Origin of the sequence: Bradyrhizobium sp. AZCC 2176 (genome assembly GCF_036924645.1) — a bacterium.
Lineage (GTDB): Bacteria > Pseudomonadota > Alphaproteobacteria > Rhizobiales > Xanthobacteraceae > Bradyrhizobium.
The window spans coordinates 3827888-3844350 of record NZ_JAZHRX010000001.1 but is presented as its reverse complement, the minus strand read 5'-3'; the positions used below and the strand labels follow the sequence as shown (position 1 = coordinate 3844350).

Sequence of the window (16463 nt, the reverse complement as noted above, 5' to 3'; positions counted from 1 at the left end):
CAACAAAAAGCAGTTGAGGAAACGACCATAATGATCGGACTATTGAAGCGGTATCGGCATATTGCCGCAGTGGCACCCCTGATGCTGGCGATGACCGCCACGGCTTCCGCGCAGGCGCCCTACCCGAACCGCAACATCACGCTGGTGCTGCCATTCGCGGCCGGCAGCGGCACCGATACCACTACGCGCATCATCTCGAAGGAGCTCGGCACGGCGCTCGGCACCGGCATGGTGATCGAGAACAAGGCAGGCGCCAACGGCTCGATCGCCGCGAGCTACGTCGCTCGCTCCGCGCCTGACGGCTACACGCTGTTCGTGACGACCAACACGTCGCATTCGGCCAATCCGTATCTGTTGAAGAACATGAGCTACGATCCGGTCAAGGATTTTACGCCGATCGCACGGACCGGCGACCTGCCCTTCATGCTGGTGATCCATCCGGACATTCCGGCAAATTCCGTGGCCGACCTGATCGCGCTCGCCAGGAAGGAGCCGGGCAAATACACCTATGCCAGCGGCAGTTCGGCTGCGATCGTCGCGGGCGCGACCTTTGCCCGCCTCGCCGGCATCGACCTGTTGCACGTTCCCTACAAGAGCTCGCCGCCCGCGCTGACCGATTTGATCGCCGGCCGTGTCTCCATGATGTTCATCGACGTGCCGACCGGCCTGCCTCACGTCAACGCCAAGGCGCTGAAGGCGCTGGCGGTCACGACCAAGAAGCGCTCGGTGCTGCTGCCTGATCTTCCGACCATGGACGATACGGTGAAGGGCTTTGATATCACCTCGTGGCAGGGGTATTTCGGCCCGGCCAACCTGCCCAAGGATATCGTTACCAAGCTCAACGCGGAGATCCGCAAGGTGGTCGAGCGGCCCGACATCAAGAGCCAGCTCGCCGAGCGCGGCATGGAAGCGTTCTCCGGCACGCCGGAAGAGTTCGACGCCTTCGTGAAGGAGCAGCTCGTGGTGTGGGAGAAGCTGATCACGGCGGCGGGGATCGAGAAGCAGTAGCGGCGCAACTGCGCTACTGCGTAGGATGGGCAAAGCGAAGCGTGCCCACCATTCACGCCATCACTCGTCGATAGCTGGTGGGCACGGCGCAAGTGCGCCTTTGCCCACCCTACGAGTCTACGCCGCCCGCACCTTGCCCAAGAATTCGTCGACGGCGCCGCGCAGCATGCCGGACTGGGTGTCGAGTTCGCGGGCGCTCGCCAGCACTTCGGAGGCCGCCTTGCCGGTTGCGGCCGCAGCCGTAGTGACGCCGCCGATATGGGCCGAGATCTCGTTCGACCCGGCCGCCACCGACTGAATGTTGCGGGCGATCTCGCGGGTAGCGCCGCCCTGCTGCTCGACGGCGGTGGAGATCGAGACCGTGATCTCGCTCATCTGCGAGATGGTTTCGGTGATGCCGCCGATCGAGGCCACGGCTTCACTGGTGGAAGCCTGCATCGCCGCAACCTGCGAGGAGATTTCCTCGGTCGCCTTCGCGGTCTGGTTGGCAAGCGCCTTCACTTCCGACGCGACGACCGCAAAACCGCGGCCGGAATCGCCGGCGCGGGCCGCCTCGATGGTGGCGTTGAGCGCCAGCAGATTGGTTTGGGCCGCGATCGAGTGGATCAGCTTGACGACTTCGCCGATCTTCTCGGCGCCGGTCGAGAGCGCGCCGACGGTGGCGTTGGTGCGCTCGGCGTCGCTGACCGCCTTGCTGGCGATCTCGCTGGAGCGCGCCACCTGACGGGAAATCTCGGTCACCGAGCTGGAGAGCTCTTCGGCGGCGGAGGCCACCGTGCCGACATTGTCGGACGAACGCTGCGAGGCTGCGCCCACGGTCGCCGCTCGCGCGCTGGCGTCGCTCGCGGTCGTGGTCATGGACTGCGCGGTGGTCTGCATGCCGGCGGCCGCCGTCGACACCGAGCGGACGATGCCGGTCACGCTGCGTTCGAAGTCGCTGGCGATGCTTTCCATCGCCGCCCGCCGCTCGGCCTCGGCGCGCGCCTGCACCTCGGCCTCCTTCTGTTCGAGCCCGCGGATGCGTACCGCATTGTCCTGGAAGATCTGGACGGTGGCAGCCATCGCGCCGATCTCGTCGCCGCGGCCGATGCCGGGAATTTCGCCGTCGAGCCGGCCCTCGGCGAGGTCCTGCATGCGGGCGCCGAGCTGGCTGAGCGGCTTACTGATGCTGCGGCCGATCATCCAGGCAATGCTGCCTGCAACCAGCGCGATGCCGAGAATGGCAAGCCCGAGCACTGCCGCGATCGGTTTCATCTTGGTGTCGAGATCGTCGAGATAGGCGCCGGTGCCGACGAACATGTTCCAGCCGGGGATCGGAACCGCGTAGGAGAATTTGCGGATCAGCGCTTCCTCTCCGGGTTTTCGGAATTCGTAGCGCAGCATGATCTCGCCGTTGGCCGCGATGCCGTCGCGCAACTCGCGCACGAGTTTTCTGCCGCCCGTGTCGATGTCCATGCGGTTCTGGCCGATCTGGCTGGGAACCGGCGCCAGCGACGCCGTCCATCGTGTAGGCGAACACGTAGCCGTTGCCGTTGTCGAAGGTCAGCGTATTGCCGCGCTTGCTGAACTCGGCGATCGCCGCTTCCTTGGTCATCTGGCCTGCGGCAACCTGCTTCTGCAGGCCGAGCGCCATGTTGCGCGCCATGTCGACGATCGCTTTTGTCTGCTCGACCCGCGCATTCAGCATCTCACGCTGCATCAGATAGCCCGCGAGTACGCCGGCGGCGCAAAGGCCGAGCAGGGTCACGCCCACCAGAATACCGAGCTTGGGGGTGATCTTGAGGTTGGTCAGCGTCACGGGGGTCTCCGGAAATAGGCGCGTGGCACGCGATTGGCCGATTGATTCGGCGCACAATATCGTGAGACCCTTTAGCGGTTTGTTACGACGGCCAGCGGAAACCCGGCGAAAACGCCGCTTCCAATCGAAGCAGCAACCGGCGATTGTAGCGGGGAGCGGTCAGGTCGCGTAAAAGATGAAGTCGTGTAAAAGAAAACGGCGGCGCCCGCCGCCTTGAACCAACACCGAAGAATAAAATCGGGAGCAGGAAATGCCGAATTTCAGGGTGCTGACGCCGAAGGGCGCGAGCTTTACCGTGGCCGGCGGCGGCTACGACTATGAGAAGGAAGCGCTCGATCCGATCGGGGCCGAAATCATCGAGGCGCCGGCCAACGAGGCGGACTTCATCGCCGCCGCAAAGACCGCCGACGCGATCTACGCCAAGGGCATGCCGATCACGAAAACGGTCATCGACGCCCTCGAAAACTGCAAGGTGATCACGCTCGGCAGCGTCGGCGTCGACTCCGTCGACGTCAAGGCCGCCACCGCCCGCGGCATTCCCGTCACCAACATTCCCGACACCTTCATCGAGGAGGTCGCCGACCACGCCATGATGCTGCTGCTGGCGGGTTTTCGGCGGCTGGTCGAGCAGGACAAGATGGTACGCACCGGCCGCTGGTCGGAGGGCCGGCCTGCGCTGTTGAAGATCCCGCGGCTGATGGGCCAGACGCTGGGCTTCATCTCGTTCGGCCGGGTGGCGCGCGCGGTCGCCAAGCGCGCGGCGCCCTTTGGCTTGCGCATGATGGCCTACGATCCCTTCATCCAGGAAACGCTGATGTACGACCACGGCGTGATGCCGGCGACGCTGTCGGAGGTGCTGTCGCAGTCCGATTTCGTCTCGATGCATGCGCCGGCCCGGCCCGAGGTGCATCACATGCTCACCGAGAAGCATTTCCGCCAGATGAAAAAATCCGCCGTGTTCATCAACACCGGCCGCGGCGCCACGGTGGACGAGGAATCACTGATCAAGGCGCTGCAGGAGGGCTGGATCGCCCATGCCGCCCTCGACGTACTGGAAAAGGAGCCGCCGTCCCACAACAACCCGATGCTTTCGATGGAAAACGTCACTCTGACCGCCCATGTGGCGTCGGCATCGGCACGTTTTGACGAGGCGCGCAAGCGCCGCGTGGGCTACGAATTGTCACTGGTCCTGCAGGGGATGTGGCCGGTAAGCTGCGTCAATCCGTCGGTGTTGCAGAACACCTCGCTCCGGCGCTGGCAGCCTGTCAGCATGGATCGCGGCCCGAACAGCTAGGGGCGGTGAAGAGCGTTTTACGAACGACAGGGTTCACCGGCGATCAACGCCGGGAACCGCAACAGGGAGAGAAGCATGAAGAACGACATCACCCGTCGTGAAGCGCTGGCTTTGGGCGTTTCCGCCGCCGCGCTGGCTGCCACCAGCGCTTCGGCGCAAACCACGTCCACCATCAAGGCCGCCGACGTCCCGGCACCCAAGTTTGCGATCGAGAAAGGCGCGTCCTTGCGCATGCTGCGCCCGGTGCGCTTCGTGCAGGCCGACGAGGACGTGTTCCGCGCCAATGCGAAGGCTTTCAGTGACAAGACCGGCATCGAGGTCAAGGTCGATTTCGTCGGCTGGGAAGACATCAACCAGCAGACCGCGGTGACCTCGAATTCCGGCGCCGGCCCCGACATTATCATCGGCTTCTCCGACGCGCCGCACATCTATGTCGACAAGCTGGTCGAACTGACCGACGTCGCCGATTACCTCGGCAAGCGTTATGGCGGCTGGCTGCCGCTGGCGCAGACCTACGGCAAGCGCAGCAAGAGCAACGCCTGGATCGGATTGCCGTTCGGCGCCACCGCCGGCCCCCTGATCTACCGCAAATCGGTGTTGAAATCGGTCGGCTTCGACAAGGTTCCGGAAGACCATGCCGGATTTGTCGACCTGTGCCAGAAGCTGCACAAGGCCGGCAAGCCGGCCGGCTTCGCGCTGGGCAATGCCAAGGGCGACGGCAACGGCTTTGCCAACTGGGCGCTGTGGTCGCACAACGCTTCCCTGCTCGATGAAGAGGGTAACATCGTCATCAACAGCAAGGAGACCATCGCCGCGCTGAAGTGGGTCAAGGAACTTTACCCGACCTTCATTGCCGGCACGCCGTCGTGGAACGACGTCAGCAACAACCGCGCCTACTCCTCGCAGGAAATCTCGCTGACCGCCAACGGCGTCTCGCTGTATTTCTCGCTGAAGAACGATCCGGCCACCAAGGCGATCGCCGAGGACAGCGAGCATCAGCTCCTGCCGAAGGGCCTCGCCAAGGTCTCGCCGATGGCCGGCCTGACGCTCAACGCCATGCTGTTCAAGCACAGCCAGTATCCCAATGCCGCGAAGGCGTTCCTGCAGTTCATGCTTGAGAAGGAGCAATACGAGCCGTGGCTCAACGCCAACTCCGGCTACTGGTCCCAGCCGCTCACTGCCTATGCCGATGCCGCGGTCTGGTCCGGCGATCCCAAGGTCTCGATCTTCAAGGACACGATGAAGAGCACCTACTACGACGGCTACAAGGGGCCGATCTCGACCGCAACCGGTGCGGTCAGTGCCGATTACGTGCTGATCCAGATGTGCGCCGCGGTCGCGACCGGCGCGCAGACGCCGGAGGCCGCCGCCGCTGAGGCGGAACAGCGTGCGAAGCGGTATTTCCGGCGACAGGGCCGGTAAGGCGACGTCATCGCGGGCGTTGAATTCCGTCATTCCGGGATGGTGCGCCAGCACCAGACCACAGATGCGCAATTGCGCATCGGGGAATCTCGAGATTCCGGGTTCGATGCTTCGCATCGCCCCGGAATGACACCGACCAAGTCAGGACAGGCATCTGATGTCCGTAACGACTCTACCATCGCGCGGCGTAGCGCTCCGGCAACCGGGCTGGATCGCACGCCTGTTCGACTACAAGCCGTTCCTGATCGTAATGTGCCTCGCGCCCGCGATCGGCCTGTTGACGGTGTTCCTCACCTATCCGCTGGGCCTCGGCGTCTGGCTCGCCTTCACCGACACCACGATCGGCCAGCGCGGCATCTTTATCGGCCTGGAGAATTTCCAGTATCTGTGGACCGATCCCTTGTGGTGGGGCGCGGTGTTCTACAGCGTGTTCTACACGGCGATCGCGACCTTCGGGAAATTCGCGCTCGGCTTCTGGCTGGCGCTCCTGCTCAATAACCACTTCCCGCTCAAGAGCCTGTTGCGCGCCATCGTACTGCTGCCGTGGATCGTGCCGACGGTGCTGTCGGCGCTGGCGTTCTGGTGGATCTACGATCCACAGTTCTCGATCATTTCCTATCTCCTGGTCGACGTGCTGCACATCCGCACCACCAATATCGATTTCCTCGGCAATCCCTGGGGCGCACGCTTCTCGCTGATCGCGGCCAACATCTGGCGCGGCATTCCCTTCGTCGCGATCTCGCTCTTGGCGGGCCTGCAGACCATCTCGCCCTCGCTCTATGAGGCGGCGATGCTGGACGGCGCCAGCGCCTGGCAGCGTTTCCGCTACATCACCTTCCCGATGATGATGCCGATCCTGGCGATCGTGATGACGTTCTCGATCATCTTCACCTTCACCGACTTTCAGCTCGTCTACGCCATCACGCGCGGCGGGCCGGTGAACTCCACGCATCTGTTGGCGACGCTCGCGTTCCAGCGCGGCATCGCCGGCGGCGAGCTCGGCGAGGGTGCGGCGATCGCGGTGTCAATGATCCCGTTCCTCGTGTTCGCGACGTTATTCAGCTACTTCGGGCTCGCGCGCCGCAAATGGCAGCAGGGAGAAGCCAATGACTGACGTAGCCGCCCAATCGACCAACGTCGCCAGCGCCACGCCCGACACCATGGCGTGGGATTCCCGCGCGCGGCGGGTGATGATGATCTATCTGCCGCTGTCCTGCTTCGTGCTGATCCTGCTGTTTCCGTTCTACTGGATGGCGATCACCTCGTTCAAACCGAACGCAGAGCTTCTGAACTACAAGGAGCACAATCCGTTCTGGATCTCCTCGCCGACGCTCGCCCATATCAAGCATCTCTTGTTCAACACCGCCTATCCGACCTGGCTCAAGACCACGATGTTCGTGGCGATCGGCTCCACCTTCCTGTCGCTGTTTGCCTCGACGCTCGCCGCCTACGCGATCGAGCGCCTGCGCTTCCGCGGCAGCCCTTACGTGGGGCTCGGCATCTACCTCGCCTATCTGGTGCCGCCCTCGATCCTGTTCATTCCGCTGGCCACCGTGATCGTGCAGTTCGGCCTGTTCGATTCACCGATGGCGCTGATCCTGGTGTATCCGACCTTCCTGGTGCCGTTCTGCACCTGGCTGCTGATCGGCTATTTCAAGTCGATCCCCTATGAGCTGGAGGAATGCGCGCTGGTCGACGGCGCCACGCGCCTGCAGATCCTGCGGCGGATCACGCTGCCGCTGGCGGTGCCCGGCCTGATCTCGGCCGGCATCTTCTCGTTCACGCTGTCGTGGAACGAGTTCATCTACGCGCTCGCCTTCATCCAGAGCGGCGCCAACAAGACGGTGCCGGTCGCGATCCTGACCGAGCTCGTCACCGGCGACGTCTATCAGTGGGGCGCGCTGATGGCCGGTTCGCTGCTCGGCTCGCTGCCGGTCGCGCTGTTTTATTCGCTGTTCGTGGATTACTACGTATCGTCGCTGACCGGCGCGGTGAAGGAATAGGATCAGCGAATATAGAACGCCACGGGCGCGCTGAACGGCATCGAGGACTGCTTCACGTCCGCGGGGAATGCGGGAAACGGCTGGGCGCGGCGCACCATCGCCAGCGTCTCGGCATCCAGCGCCGAATGGCCTGATGAGCCGCCAAGGCCGACGGAAAGCACACCACCGCTTCGGCTGAGCGTGAAGCTGACCCGCGCAGTGCCCTGCTGGCCCGCGGCCTTGGCGGCGGGCGGGTACTGCTTGAAGCGCTGCAGATGGGCGGCGACCATCTGGCGGTAGGAGGCAAGGGCCGCCGCCGATGCGCCGGCGCTGACGGCGGACGCGGCCGGCGCCTGGCGCTCGGCCTTGGGCGAGGCCGTCGTTCGCGGCGCGGGCGGTGCGTCACTCGGCTTCTTCGCCTCCGCGCGGACCACTTTTGGTTTTACTGGCGACGGCTTTTTCTCAGACTCGACCTTTGCAGGCTCGGGCTTTGGTGGAGTCGGTTCGGTCTTCTGTTCCGGCGGGGCTATGACCTCCGGCTTCTCCTGCGGCGGTGTCGGCGCGATCTGCTCCTCGACCAATTCCTGCTTCGCGGGCTCCGGCGGCGAGGCATCGGCCTGCTGCATCACCGGGCCCGGCGCGAGATCCATCGGCGTCGGCTGCGGCGTGGACGAAACCGGCGCCATGTCGACCATGATCGCCGGCAGGGAGACGCCGGGCACCGGCCGCTGCGTGGCCCAGTTCATCGCCAACGCGATCAGCACCGCATGCGCGGCCACGATCGCGAAGGCAGAGGCGCCCCAGCGCCGGACGCCGGCCTGGTCGGAGATATCATGCAGCGCAAACGCGTTCATGACGCTAGAGCGGGATGACGTTCTGCGAATCGTCATCCCGCTCTATCCTTCTTTTGTTTGAGCATGATCTTTTCGGAAAACCGGTGTCCACTTTTCCGGATCATGCTCTAGCTACGACCGTCGAGGCCGACCAGTGCGATCTTGAGATAGCCGGCGTTGCGCAACAGGTTCATCACCTCCATCAGGTCGCCATAGCTGACGGCCTTGTCAGCGCGCAGATAGATGCGCTCGTCCTTTTTGCCATGCGTGGCGCTGTCCAGCGTGGCGGTCAGCGTGTCGCGGGCAATGACATCCTCGCCGACCGCGACCGACAGATCCGGCTTCACGGTGACGAACACCGGCTTGTCCGGGCGCGGCTGCGGCTCGACCGCGCTCGCCGGGAGATCGACGCCGAGATCGACGGTAGCGAGCGGGGCGGCGACCATGAAGATGATCAGGAGCACCAGCATCACGTCGATGAATGGCGTGACGTTGATCTCGTGCGCCTCGACAAGATCGTCGCCGCCGCGCGTCCGTCCGCCGATTGCTTGACCGAGCTTCGCGCCCATCGCTCACACTCCGTCTTTACTCGGCGGCGCGCGCGAGGCGGAACGAGCCGCGGTCGCCCTCCCGGCTTATCAGCAGCAGCACCATCGCCGAGGCGTCGCCGAGCAGCGCGCGGTGGGCCGCGATGGTGCGGGTGAGATGGTTGTAGATCACGACCGCCGGGATTGCCGCGACGAGACCAAGCGCGGTCGCGAGCAGCGCCTCGGCAATGCCCGGCGCGACCACGGCGAGATTGGTGGTATGGGCTTCGGAAATGCCGATGAACGAATTCATGATGCCCCACACCGTTCCGAACAGGCCGACGAACGGCGCGGTGGCGCCAATGGTCGCGAGCACGCCGGTACCGCGCGCGATCTGCCGCGACATCGCCGCCTCGACCCGCTCCAGCCGCAGCGCTACCCGCTCCTTGAGGCCATCGTCGAAATGACCGCCGGAGAGAGAGGCCTCGCGCGCGGCGGACTGGATGATCTGCGCCACGGCATCGTTGCCGCCGCGAGTTTGCTGTTCGGCCTTTGCCAGCACCGTATCGGTTTCCAGCAGGCTGAGGCGCCGCCTCGCCGCCGCGGTCTTGCGGCGGATCTCGATGGTTTTTGCCAGCCAGATCGTCCAGGTCACCAGCGAGGCGAAGGCCAAGCCCACCATGACCGCCTGCACCACGACGTCCGCATTCACGAACATGTTCCAAGGCGACAGGTTGCGCGGCAGCAGCGCGACATCGGTGGCGGCGCGCGCCGCACTGGGCAAGGCGGCCGCGCCGGCCGCGCCACACCAACGGATCATAACATCAAGCACTGTTCGCTGCATGATCGTCTCCCTGAGCGCACAATGTGGGGATCGGCTACTCCGCGCGGGCGGGCGCGATCCTCTCGCTAAGCGCATGAAAGCGTTGCAACTGGTCGCCACGCAGCGCCCGCGTCTCGTCGCGGCCGACGAACACCTTGAACATGATGCCGCCGTCGACATTGATGAACGCGATGAAGGCTGACGACTTGCCCATGAACGGACGCTCGACGAAAGCGATGGCCGCGCAGCGCTCGTGCCTGAGGTGACCGTGCAGTCCCGTCGGCTGCATCAGGTTGAAATAGCCGCGCCCGACTTCGCCCGACGGGACGGCGCCGGTGAATTCGAAGATCGCGTCATCGGTATGGACGATCAGCGTCACCTCGCCCCATTGCGCGACATCGTTCATCGCAGCGCCAAACTCGCCGCCGGCGCCGAAACGCACCATCGTGTCGGGCAGCGCCTCGAGCACGGCGCGCGGCGTGACCTTGCGCTCCCGCGCCACGTCCTCGATCACCGCGCCTGGATTCTCGGCCATATACGCCTTGAGATCGGCAAGCTCCGTGCTCAACATGGCACCCTCCCGTTCAGGCAGCGGCGCTGGATTTGCGCTCGCTCAGGATCACCTCAAAACCCTCGAACTTGGGGTGGCCGAGATAGAGACTTTCGCCGGTCTTGTTGTCGGCGCGGGCATGGGCCCGGCGGAACTCTTCCGATTTGGTCCAGGCTTCGAACGCGGCCTTGTCGACCCAAACGGTGTGCGAGGAATACAGCGTGTGATCCTCGGCGACGGGCCCCTTGAGCAGATGAAACTCGACGAAGCCGGCCATGCTGCTGAGATAGGATTCGCGCGTGCGCCACACGGTCTCGAAGGCCACTTCAGAGCCAATCTTCACCTGGAACCGATTCATTGCGATAAACATTTTCAAAATCTCCTTGCTGGGTTGCGCCTGGCATACGGCTTAAGTTGGTTGGAAACATGGATGCACCGAAGCCGCGCTGGTGCATCAGCGCGGCCCGGTGCAACTGGATTTGGCTTGTCAGCTCGTCGAACTACGCTCCGCCAAAGTGAATCTTCAATCCGGCCTTGTAGACCCTGCCCGGTCCGGGGCTCGACCACAACACGTCGTTCTGCGTGCTGTTGTCGGAGGAACTGCCCGGAATCGCATAGGGCCGGTAGTACTGGTTCAACAGATTGTCGATCGAGGCCGAGAAGACGATGTCCTTGGTCGCATTCCAGGTCAGATACAGATTGACCAGTTCATACCCGGTCGCGGGCAGATAGCCGGCGGGCACGTCGTTGTTGGCGCCGAACGAGGACCACTGCGCCGCCAGGATCAGCCGGCGGTCGAGCAGCCGCACGCCGCCGGTCGTGGTGATCTTGCGCGGCGTGATGGTCGCCAGCCCGATATTGGTCGCGACGTTCTTGCCCCGTATCAGATGGCCGGCGACACCGACATACCATGAGCCCGCATCATACAGCGTCTCGGCCTCGATGCCCTCGATCCGGGCCTGCGCGATATTCTGGTACTGGTAGAACTGGGGCAGCGTGCCGAACGGCGGCATCGCAACAAATCCAAAGGGGACGAGGTCGATGTAGTCACTGACGTCGTTGCGGAACACGTTGAACTTGCCGCGGAAGCTGTCGTTGGCGGAAAAGATGCCGTCATATTTCAGGTTGACGCCGGCTTCCTTGTTCTTGCCAACCTCCGGCCGCAGGTTCGGATTGGGCAGGAAGCAGAACAGGCCGAAGTTGCCGTCTGGGCAGTTGAAACCAAATGGCGCACCACCGTTCGCATGCGAGCCGTTGATCAGCGTTTCCGTGATCGCGGGCGCGCGATAGCCTTCGGCATAGCTGACATAGGGCGTGAAACCCGCCACCGGCGTCACGCCGACGGTGATCTTCGGCGAGAAACGGTCGCCACCGCCGCCTGTGGCCACCGTCGGCGAATGAAGATCGTAACGGTCGTAGCGGATCGCGCTGATGACTTCGAGCCAGGTCGAGTAGTTCTGCTTCAACTGCGCGAAGCCGCCGGAGACGGTCCGCAGGCCGCTGGGCGTGGTGACGTTCGAATTGCCCCGGCTGTCGCTCGTTCTCACATCGTCCTGAAACGCGTCGAACCCGACCGTGAATGCGTTGTGCCAGTCGCCGACATTGAAGCGCGTGGTGTTGTTGACGTCGATGCCCAGGGTATCGAGCACATAGCCGCGCCTGTCGCCGACGCAGCCCGAAATGTTGTTGCCGGGATTGGCGAGCGAGCAAACGCCGCCGCCGCTTGTGATGCGGTTGTTGTAGGTCTTGATCTGGTCGTTGTCGGTCCGATTGCCGTAGACCGTTGCGTTCCAGTCGAACCACCTATCATCGGGCTTCGAGTACTTCCAGGTGATGGTGCCCGTGTAGTTCTTGGCGTCCGATGCATAGACGGAGGAGCCGGCGATCGCCGCGGCGGGCGTCGCGGTCGTGGTCGCGCCGCGGTTGAACTGTCCGATGCTGTATTTGTAGTCCTGGAATATCGCGCCGAACTTGACCTCATGGCCTTCGGCTGGCCGCACGGTGGTTTTCAACAAGCCGGCCGCGATCTCGTTGCCGGTGTTTCCGATCTCGGTGCCGTTGCCGTCCTTGTAATTGCCCTGCGTGCGGTAGACCGCGCCGCCGAACACATCGACATTGGGATCGGCGCGCACGCCGCCGAAGATCGAGCCGAGGCCGCGCGCACTGTTGGTGCCGCCGGAGCCGGTCATGTCGACGCCCCAGCGCTCGCCCGGGCGCACGACGTCGTTGATGTCCTTGGTGCGGAACGAGACCACGCCGCCGATCGCGCCGGAGCCGTAGATGTTCGCGGTCGGCCCGCGCACCACGTCGACGCCGCCGACCAGCTCGGGATCAAGAAAGAACGAGCCGTTGGCATTGTGGCCGGTGCGCTGGTAGTTCTGCCGCGCGCCGTCGACCACGACCGCGACGCGGCCGAAATCCTGCAGGCCGCGGATGTTGATGACGGTCGAGGGATCGTCGCCGCGCTCCTGGAACGAAACACCTGGCACGTTGTAGAAAATATCGGACAGCCGATTCGGCTGCAGCCCCTGGATCTGCTCGAGCGTCACCACGCTGACCGGCGCCAGCGCGTCGATCGCGCGTTCCTCGGTCTTCGAGGCCGCCACTGTGATCGTATCGAGAGACTGAACCGGCCCGGCCCCAATCTGCGCCCGCGCATTCATCGCCGGCGCCGTTGCCTGCGCATCCTGCTGCGGCTTGGCTTGCTGGCGCTTCGCCTGCTTCTGTTTCTTCTGCTCGGGAGAGCGCGTGACGGCCTCCGCTTCGAGCGCCTGCGTGAACGCTGCGCTTGCCGACATCAATGCGAACGAAAATGCCGACGCGCCCAAAACCAAGGCGCGCGAATGCCTAGCCCCGAAAGCCATACTGCCCCAACCTGTTGTTCTGTCTCTTGGGTCTGGCTGGCGGGCGCCGCGGTGATGCGCGGCTGCTTGCTGGCTACCAATTTTCGCGACCGGGCACCCCCGCTCGTATCGCGTTCATCTTGGTTACGCCGCGTTGCGGAACCGGTCAATAATGCCAGAGTGCACTTTATATCGATTGTAAAGTGCAGCAGTTGGATTGCGCGTCGATCAAATTATACAAGCAGCTAGTCGGGAACATTGGGGACACAGCAGCAATTATGGCGGCACCTTCAGGAGACAATGTCGGAGGCGCCGGAAAGCATGCCGAAAAGCCGTCGTCTGCGACGCGCCTTCTCACCATGAACGGCGGCCGGATCGACAGCCGCGAGCTGTTTGCGGCGGAGCGCGAAATCATCATCGCGCATGGCGAAGATAACTATCGCCTGCGGCTGACGTCGCAGAACAAGCTGATCCTGACCAAGTGAACCCGACCAGGAGAACCTAACCAGGTGAACCGGCAATGACATTATGTCGCACGCTCGCACTGTCGGCCATCGCGGGCTGTTTCCTGCTCGGCCGTGTCGCGGTCGCTGCGGGCATTACCGTGCATGATGCCCGAAACCGCGACGTCACGATCAGCGATCCCGCGCGGATCGTCTCGATCGGCGGTGCGATCACGGAGATCCTCTACGCGCTCGGTTTCGAGGACAGGCTGGCCGGCGTGGACTCCACCAGCTTCTATCCGCCCGCAGCGCTGCGTGACAAACCGAACGTCGGCTATATGCGCCAGCTTTCGGCTGAGGGCGTTCTTGGGCTCAATCCCTCGCTGGTGCTGGCAGTGCAGGGATCCGGGCCGAAAGAAACCATGGACGTGCTGGAGGCGGCCAAGGTGCCGCTGGTGCTGGTGCCCGAAACCTTTTCGGAAGCGGGCGTGATCGACAAGATCAAGCTGGTCGGTCACGCCATGGGCGCGGACAAGCGGGCCGAATGCCTGACCGCGGCGGTAGCGGACGACCTGGCGCAACTGCGCGAGCTGCGCGCCAAGGTGACGAAGCCGGCGCGCGTGATGTTCGTGATGTCGCTGTTGAACGGTCGGGCGATGGCCGCCGGAAAAAACACCGCTGCGAACGAGATCATCGCGCTTGCCGGCGGCGTCAACGCGATCGACGGCTATGATGGCTACAAGATCATCAACGACGAGGCGATCGTCGCGGCAAAGCCCGACGTGGTGCTCTCGATCCAGCGCGGCAAGGACTCGGTGGAAGCGGAAGCCGTATATGTCCATCCCGCCTTCGCGCTGACCCCGGTCGCGGCCAACAAGGCCTTCATGTCCATGGAAGGCCTCTATCTGCTTGGCTTCGGGCCGCGCACGGCGGCCGCCGCGCGCGATCTCTCGGTCAAGCTCTATCCGGCGTTGGCGCCGCAGGCAGAGAAGTTCAAGCCGGCGGCACTCACCGCAAACTGCCGGCTGTGACCACTCTCTCCGACAGCACGCAACATGCGAAGCGCCGCAGTAGATACGCGTTGCGCCCTCCCGCTTCGCTGACCCTCATCTGTCTGCTCGCCACACTTGCCGGCGCGGCGCTGGTTGCGCTCACGATGGGCGCCGCCGGCATTCCGCTGACGCGGCTGCCGGCCGCGCTCGGCTTGTGGGGCGACGCTGCAGCGGGTCCGACGCTTGCGCGCGACCAGCTCGTGCTGTGGTCGATCCGGATTCCGCGGATCGCGGCGGCGGCGATGGTCGGCGCCCTGCTCGCCGCATCGGGCGCCATCATGCAGGGGCTGTTTCGCAACCCACTGGCCGACCCCGCGCTGGTCGGCGTTTCCTCCGGCGGCGCGCTGGCAGCAGCGGCCGCGATCGTGTTCACCGACAGCCAGATCGGCCAGAGCCTCCGCTTCATGCAGCATCAGTTGCTGCCGATCGCGGCCTTCGCAGGCTCGCTGGTGACGACAATCATCCTCTATTCGATCGCGAGCCGCTCGGGGCGGACGTCGATCGCGATTTTCCTGCTGGCCGGCATTGCGATTGCCGCCATCGCCAATGCCGGCGTCGGGTTACTCGTGTTTATCGCCGATGATCGCCAGTTGCGCGACATCACGTTCTGGATGCTGGGCTCGCTGAGCGGCGCGACCTGGCCCAAGCTCGCCACGCTGGCGCCGGTGCTGGGCTTGGCTGCGATCGCCTGCGTCTCGATCGCGCGCGGGCTCGATGTCCTGGTGCTCGGCGAGGCCGAGGCGTTCCACAGCGGTGTTGACGTCGAACGGCTGAAGCGGATTTCGATCGTGCTGGTGTCGGCGATGACGGGGGTAGCGGTTTCGGTCTGCGGTGTGGTCGGCTTTGTCGGCATCGTGGTGCCGCATCTGTTGCGGCTGGTAATCGGGCCGGCGCACCGGCTGCTGCTGCCTGCATCGATGCTATTGGGTGCGGTGCTGCTGGTGGGCGCCGACACGCTGGCCCGCACCATCGTTGCGCCTGCTGAAATGCCGATCGGCATCCTGACCGCGGCGATCGGCGCGCCGTTCTTCTTAGGGATGCTGCTCCGCCAACGCGGGCTGGTTTCGCTATGAGCGCCATCCTCGAGGCGCAAGCGATCTCGATGGTGGTCGGCGGCGCCACGCTGGTCGATGCGATCGATCTGCGCATCAAAGCCGGCGAGATGGTCGCGATCGTCGGCCCCAACGGCGCCGGCAAATCGACGCTGCTGCGGATGCTGTCCGGCGATCTCCGCCCGACGCGCGGCCAGATCAGGCTGAAACAGCGCGACATCCACCGCTACGCGCCGCGCCTTCTCGCCCATCACCGCGCGATGCTGTCGCAGCATGTCAACGTCACCTTCCCGTTCACGGTCGAGGAAATCGTCCATATGGGCGCGGGCGATAGCGGCCGCGCCGCCGCGCAGCGGCTGGTCGATGCGGCGCTCGGCGAGGTCGATCTCGCGCATTTCGTTCACCGGCAATTGCCGACGCTATCCGGCGGCGAGCAGCAGCGCGCGCATTTTGCCCGCGTGCTGGTGCAACTCGCCTGCGGCGAAGAGCAGCACGGCCCGGGGCTTCTGCTGCTGGACGAGCCGACCTCCAGCCTCGACATGCGCCACCAGATCGACCTGGTGGAAACGGCGCGGCGGCGCGCCCAGAACGGCACGGCCGTGATCGCCGTGCTGCACGACCTTAATCTGGCGATGCGCTTCGCCGACCGGATCGTGCTGCTGCACCGCGGCCGGCTCGCCGTCGACGGTGGCCGCGCTGACGCGATCACGGCCGAGACCATCCGCCGGATTTTCGAGGTCGACGTCACGATCGACTATACCGATCAAGGCGTGCCGTTCCTGCTGCCGCAAACCATGCGGCCGGCAGGCCCGCCCTAGAGCCCGCTTCTGATTGAA

General features: G+C 64.4%; 15 protein-coding genes and 1 pseudogene. 9 read left to right on the top strand and 7 right to left on the bottom strand.

Annotated features, from left to right (window positions below; translation table 11 throughout):
- Positions 1-30: 30 nt before the first annotated feature.
- Entirely contained in the window at positions 31-1008 is a 978-nt protein-coding gene (locus V1288_RS17955; RefSeq protein ID WP_442893965.1) for a Bug family tripartite tricarboxylate transporter substrate binding protein, read from the top strand.
- Between the two features lie 117 nt (positions 1009-1125).
- Here the strand turns inward: V1288_RS17955 and V1288_RS17950 are convergent.
- Positions 1126-2806: pseudogene (locus V1288_RS17950) on the bottom strand (methyl-accepting chemotaxis protein).
- A gap of 250 nt (positions 2807-3056) precedes the next feature.
- On the opposite strand from V1288_RS17950, the gene V1288_RS17945 reads away from it, so the two are divergent.
- The 4 genes from V1288_RS17945 to V1288_RS17930 all read left to right on the top strand — a co-directional run bounded on the left by V1288_RS17945 (position 3057) and on the right by V1288_RS17930 (position 7525).
- Positions 3057-4100, top strand: a complete 1044-nt coding sequence (locus V1288_RS17945) for a C-terminal binding protein (RefSeq protein ID WP_334358292.1) — start codon at positions 3057-3059, stop codon at positions 4098-4100.
- A gap of 75 nt (positions 4101-4175) precedes the next feature.
- Positions 4176-5522 carry an ABC transporter substrate-binding protein gene (locus V1288_RS17940; RefSeq protein ID WP_334358291.1) on the top strand — a complete coding sequence of 449 codons (1347 nt, stop codon included), beginning with the start codon at positions 4176-4178 and terminating at the stop codon, positions 5520-5522.
- 157 nt (positions 5523-5679) lie between these two features.
- Positions 5680-6636, top strand: coding sequence for a carbohydrate ABC transporter permease (locus V1288_RS17935; protein WP_334358290.1), 957 nt, complete (start codon positions 5680-5682; stop codon positions 6634-6636).
- 46 nt (positions 6637-6682) lie between these two features.
- Positions 6683-7525, top strand: a complete 843-nt coding sequence (locus tag V1288_RS17930; RefSeq protein WP_442894033.1) for a carbohydrate ABC transporter permease — start codon at positions 6683-6685, stop codon at positions 7523-7525.
- Positions 7526-7527: 2 nt separating this feature from the next.
- Here V1288_RS17930 and V1288_RS17925 read toward each other — a convergent pair whose 3' ends face one another.
- The 6 genes from V1288_RS17925 to V1288_RS17900 all read right to left on the bottom strand — a co-directional run bounded on the left by V1288_RS17925 (position 7528) and on the right by V1288_RS17900 (position 13035).
- Positions 7528-8394 (bottom strand): TonB family protein, encoded by an 867-nt coding sequence (locus V1288_RS17925; RefSeq protein ID WP_334358288.1) that lies wholly within the window; start codon positions 8392-8394, stop codon positions 7528-7530.
- A gap of 71 nt (positions 8395-8465) precedes the next feature.
- Positions 8466-8906: a TonB system transport protein ExbD gene (gene exbD, locus V1288_RS17920; RefSeq protein ID WP_334358287.1), complete on the bottom strand. Its 441-nt coding sequence runs from the start codon at positions 8904-8906 to the stop codon at positions 8466-8468.
- A 16-nt stretch (positions 8907-8922) separates the two neighbouring features.
- A complete protein-coding gene (gene exbB, locus V1288_RS17915) occupies positions 8923-9708 on the bottom strand; it encodes a tonB-system energizer ExbB (protein ID WP_334358286.1) in 786 nt (261 codons plus the stop codon).
- Positions 9709-9742: 34 nt separating this feature from the next.
- Positions 9743-10258, bottom strand: coding sequence for a heme utilization cystosolic carrier protein HutX (gene hutX, locus V1288_RS17910; protein WP_334358285.1), 516 nt, complete (start codon positions 10256-10258; stop codon positions 9743-9745).
- Positions 10259-10271: 13 nt separating this feature from the next.
- Positions 10272-10607, bottom strand: coding sequence for an antibiotic biosynthesis monooxygenase family protein (locus V1288_RS17905; protein ID WP_334358284.1), 336 nt, complete (start codon positions 10605-10607; stop codon positions 10272-10274).
- A 130-nt stretch (positions 10608-10737) separates the two neighbouring features.
- Positions 10738-13035 (bottom strand): TonB-dependent hemoglobin/transferrin/lactoferrin family receptor, encoded by a 2298-nt coding sequence (locus tag V1288_RS17900; RefSeq protein WP_442893964.1) that lies wholly within the window; start codon positions 13033-13035, stop codon positions 10738-10740.
- 323 nt (positions 13036-13358) lie between these two features.
- On the opposite strand from V1288_RS17900, the gene V1288_RS17895 reads away from it, so the two are divergent.
- From V1288_RS17895 to V1288_RS17880, 4 genes are read left to right on the top strand one after another with little or no spacing between them, the layout of a single operon-like run.
- Positions 13359-13565, top strand: coding sequence for a hemin uptake protein HemP (locus V1288_RS17895; protein ID WP_334358282.1), 207 nt, complete (start codon positions 13359-13361; stop codon positions 13563-13565).
- Between the two features lie 35 nt (positions 13566-13600).
- Complete coding sequence (locus tag V1288_RS17890) at positions 13601-14554, top strand: heme/hemin ABC transporter substrate-binding protein (RefSeq protein WP_334358281.1); 954 nt, start codon at positions 13601-13603, stop codon at positions 14552-14554.
- 50 nt (positions 14555-14604) lie between these two features.
- Positions 14605-15648: a FecCD family ABC transporter permease gene (locus tag V1288_RS17885; protein ID WP_334358280.1), complete on the top strand. Its 1044-nt coding sequence runs from the start codon at positions 14605-14607 to the stop codon at positions 15646-15648.
- Positions 15645-16445 carry a heme ABC transporter ATP-binding protein gene (locus V1288_RS17880; RefSeq protein ID WP_334358279.1) on the top strand — a complete coding sequence of 267 codons (801 nt, stop codon included), beginning with the start codon at positions 15645-15647 and terminating at the stop codon, positions 16443-16445. Before V1288_RS17885 ends, V1288_RS17880 begins: the two co-directional genes overlap by 4 nt.
- Positions 16446-16463: the final 18 nt, after the last annotated feature.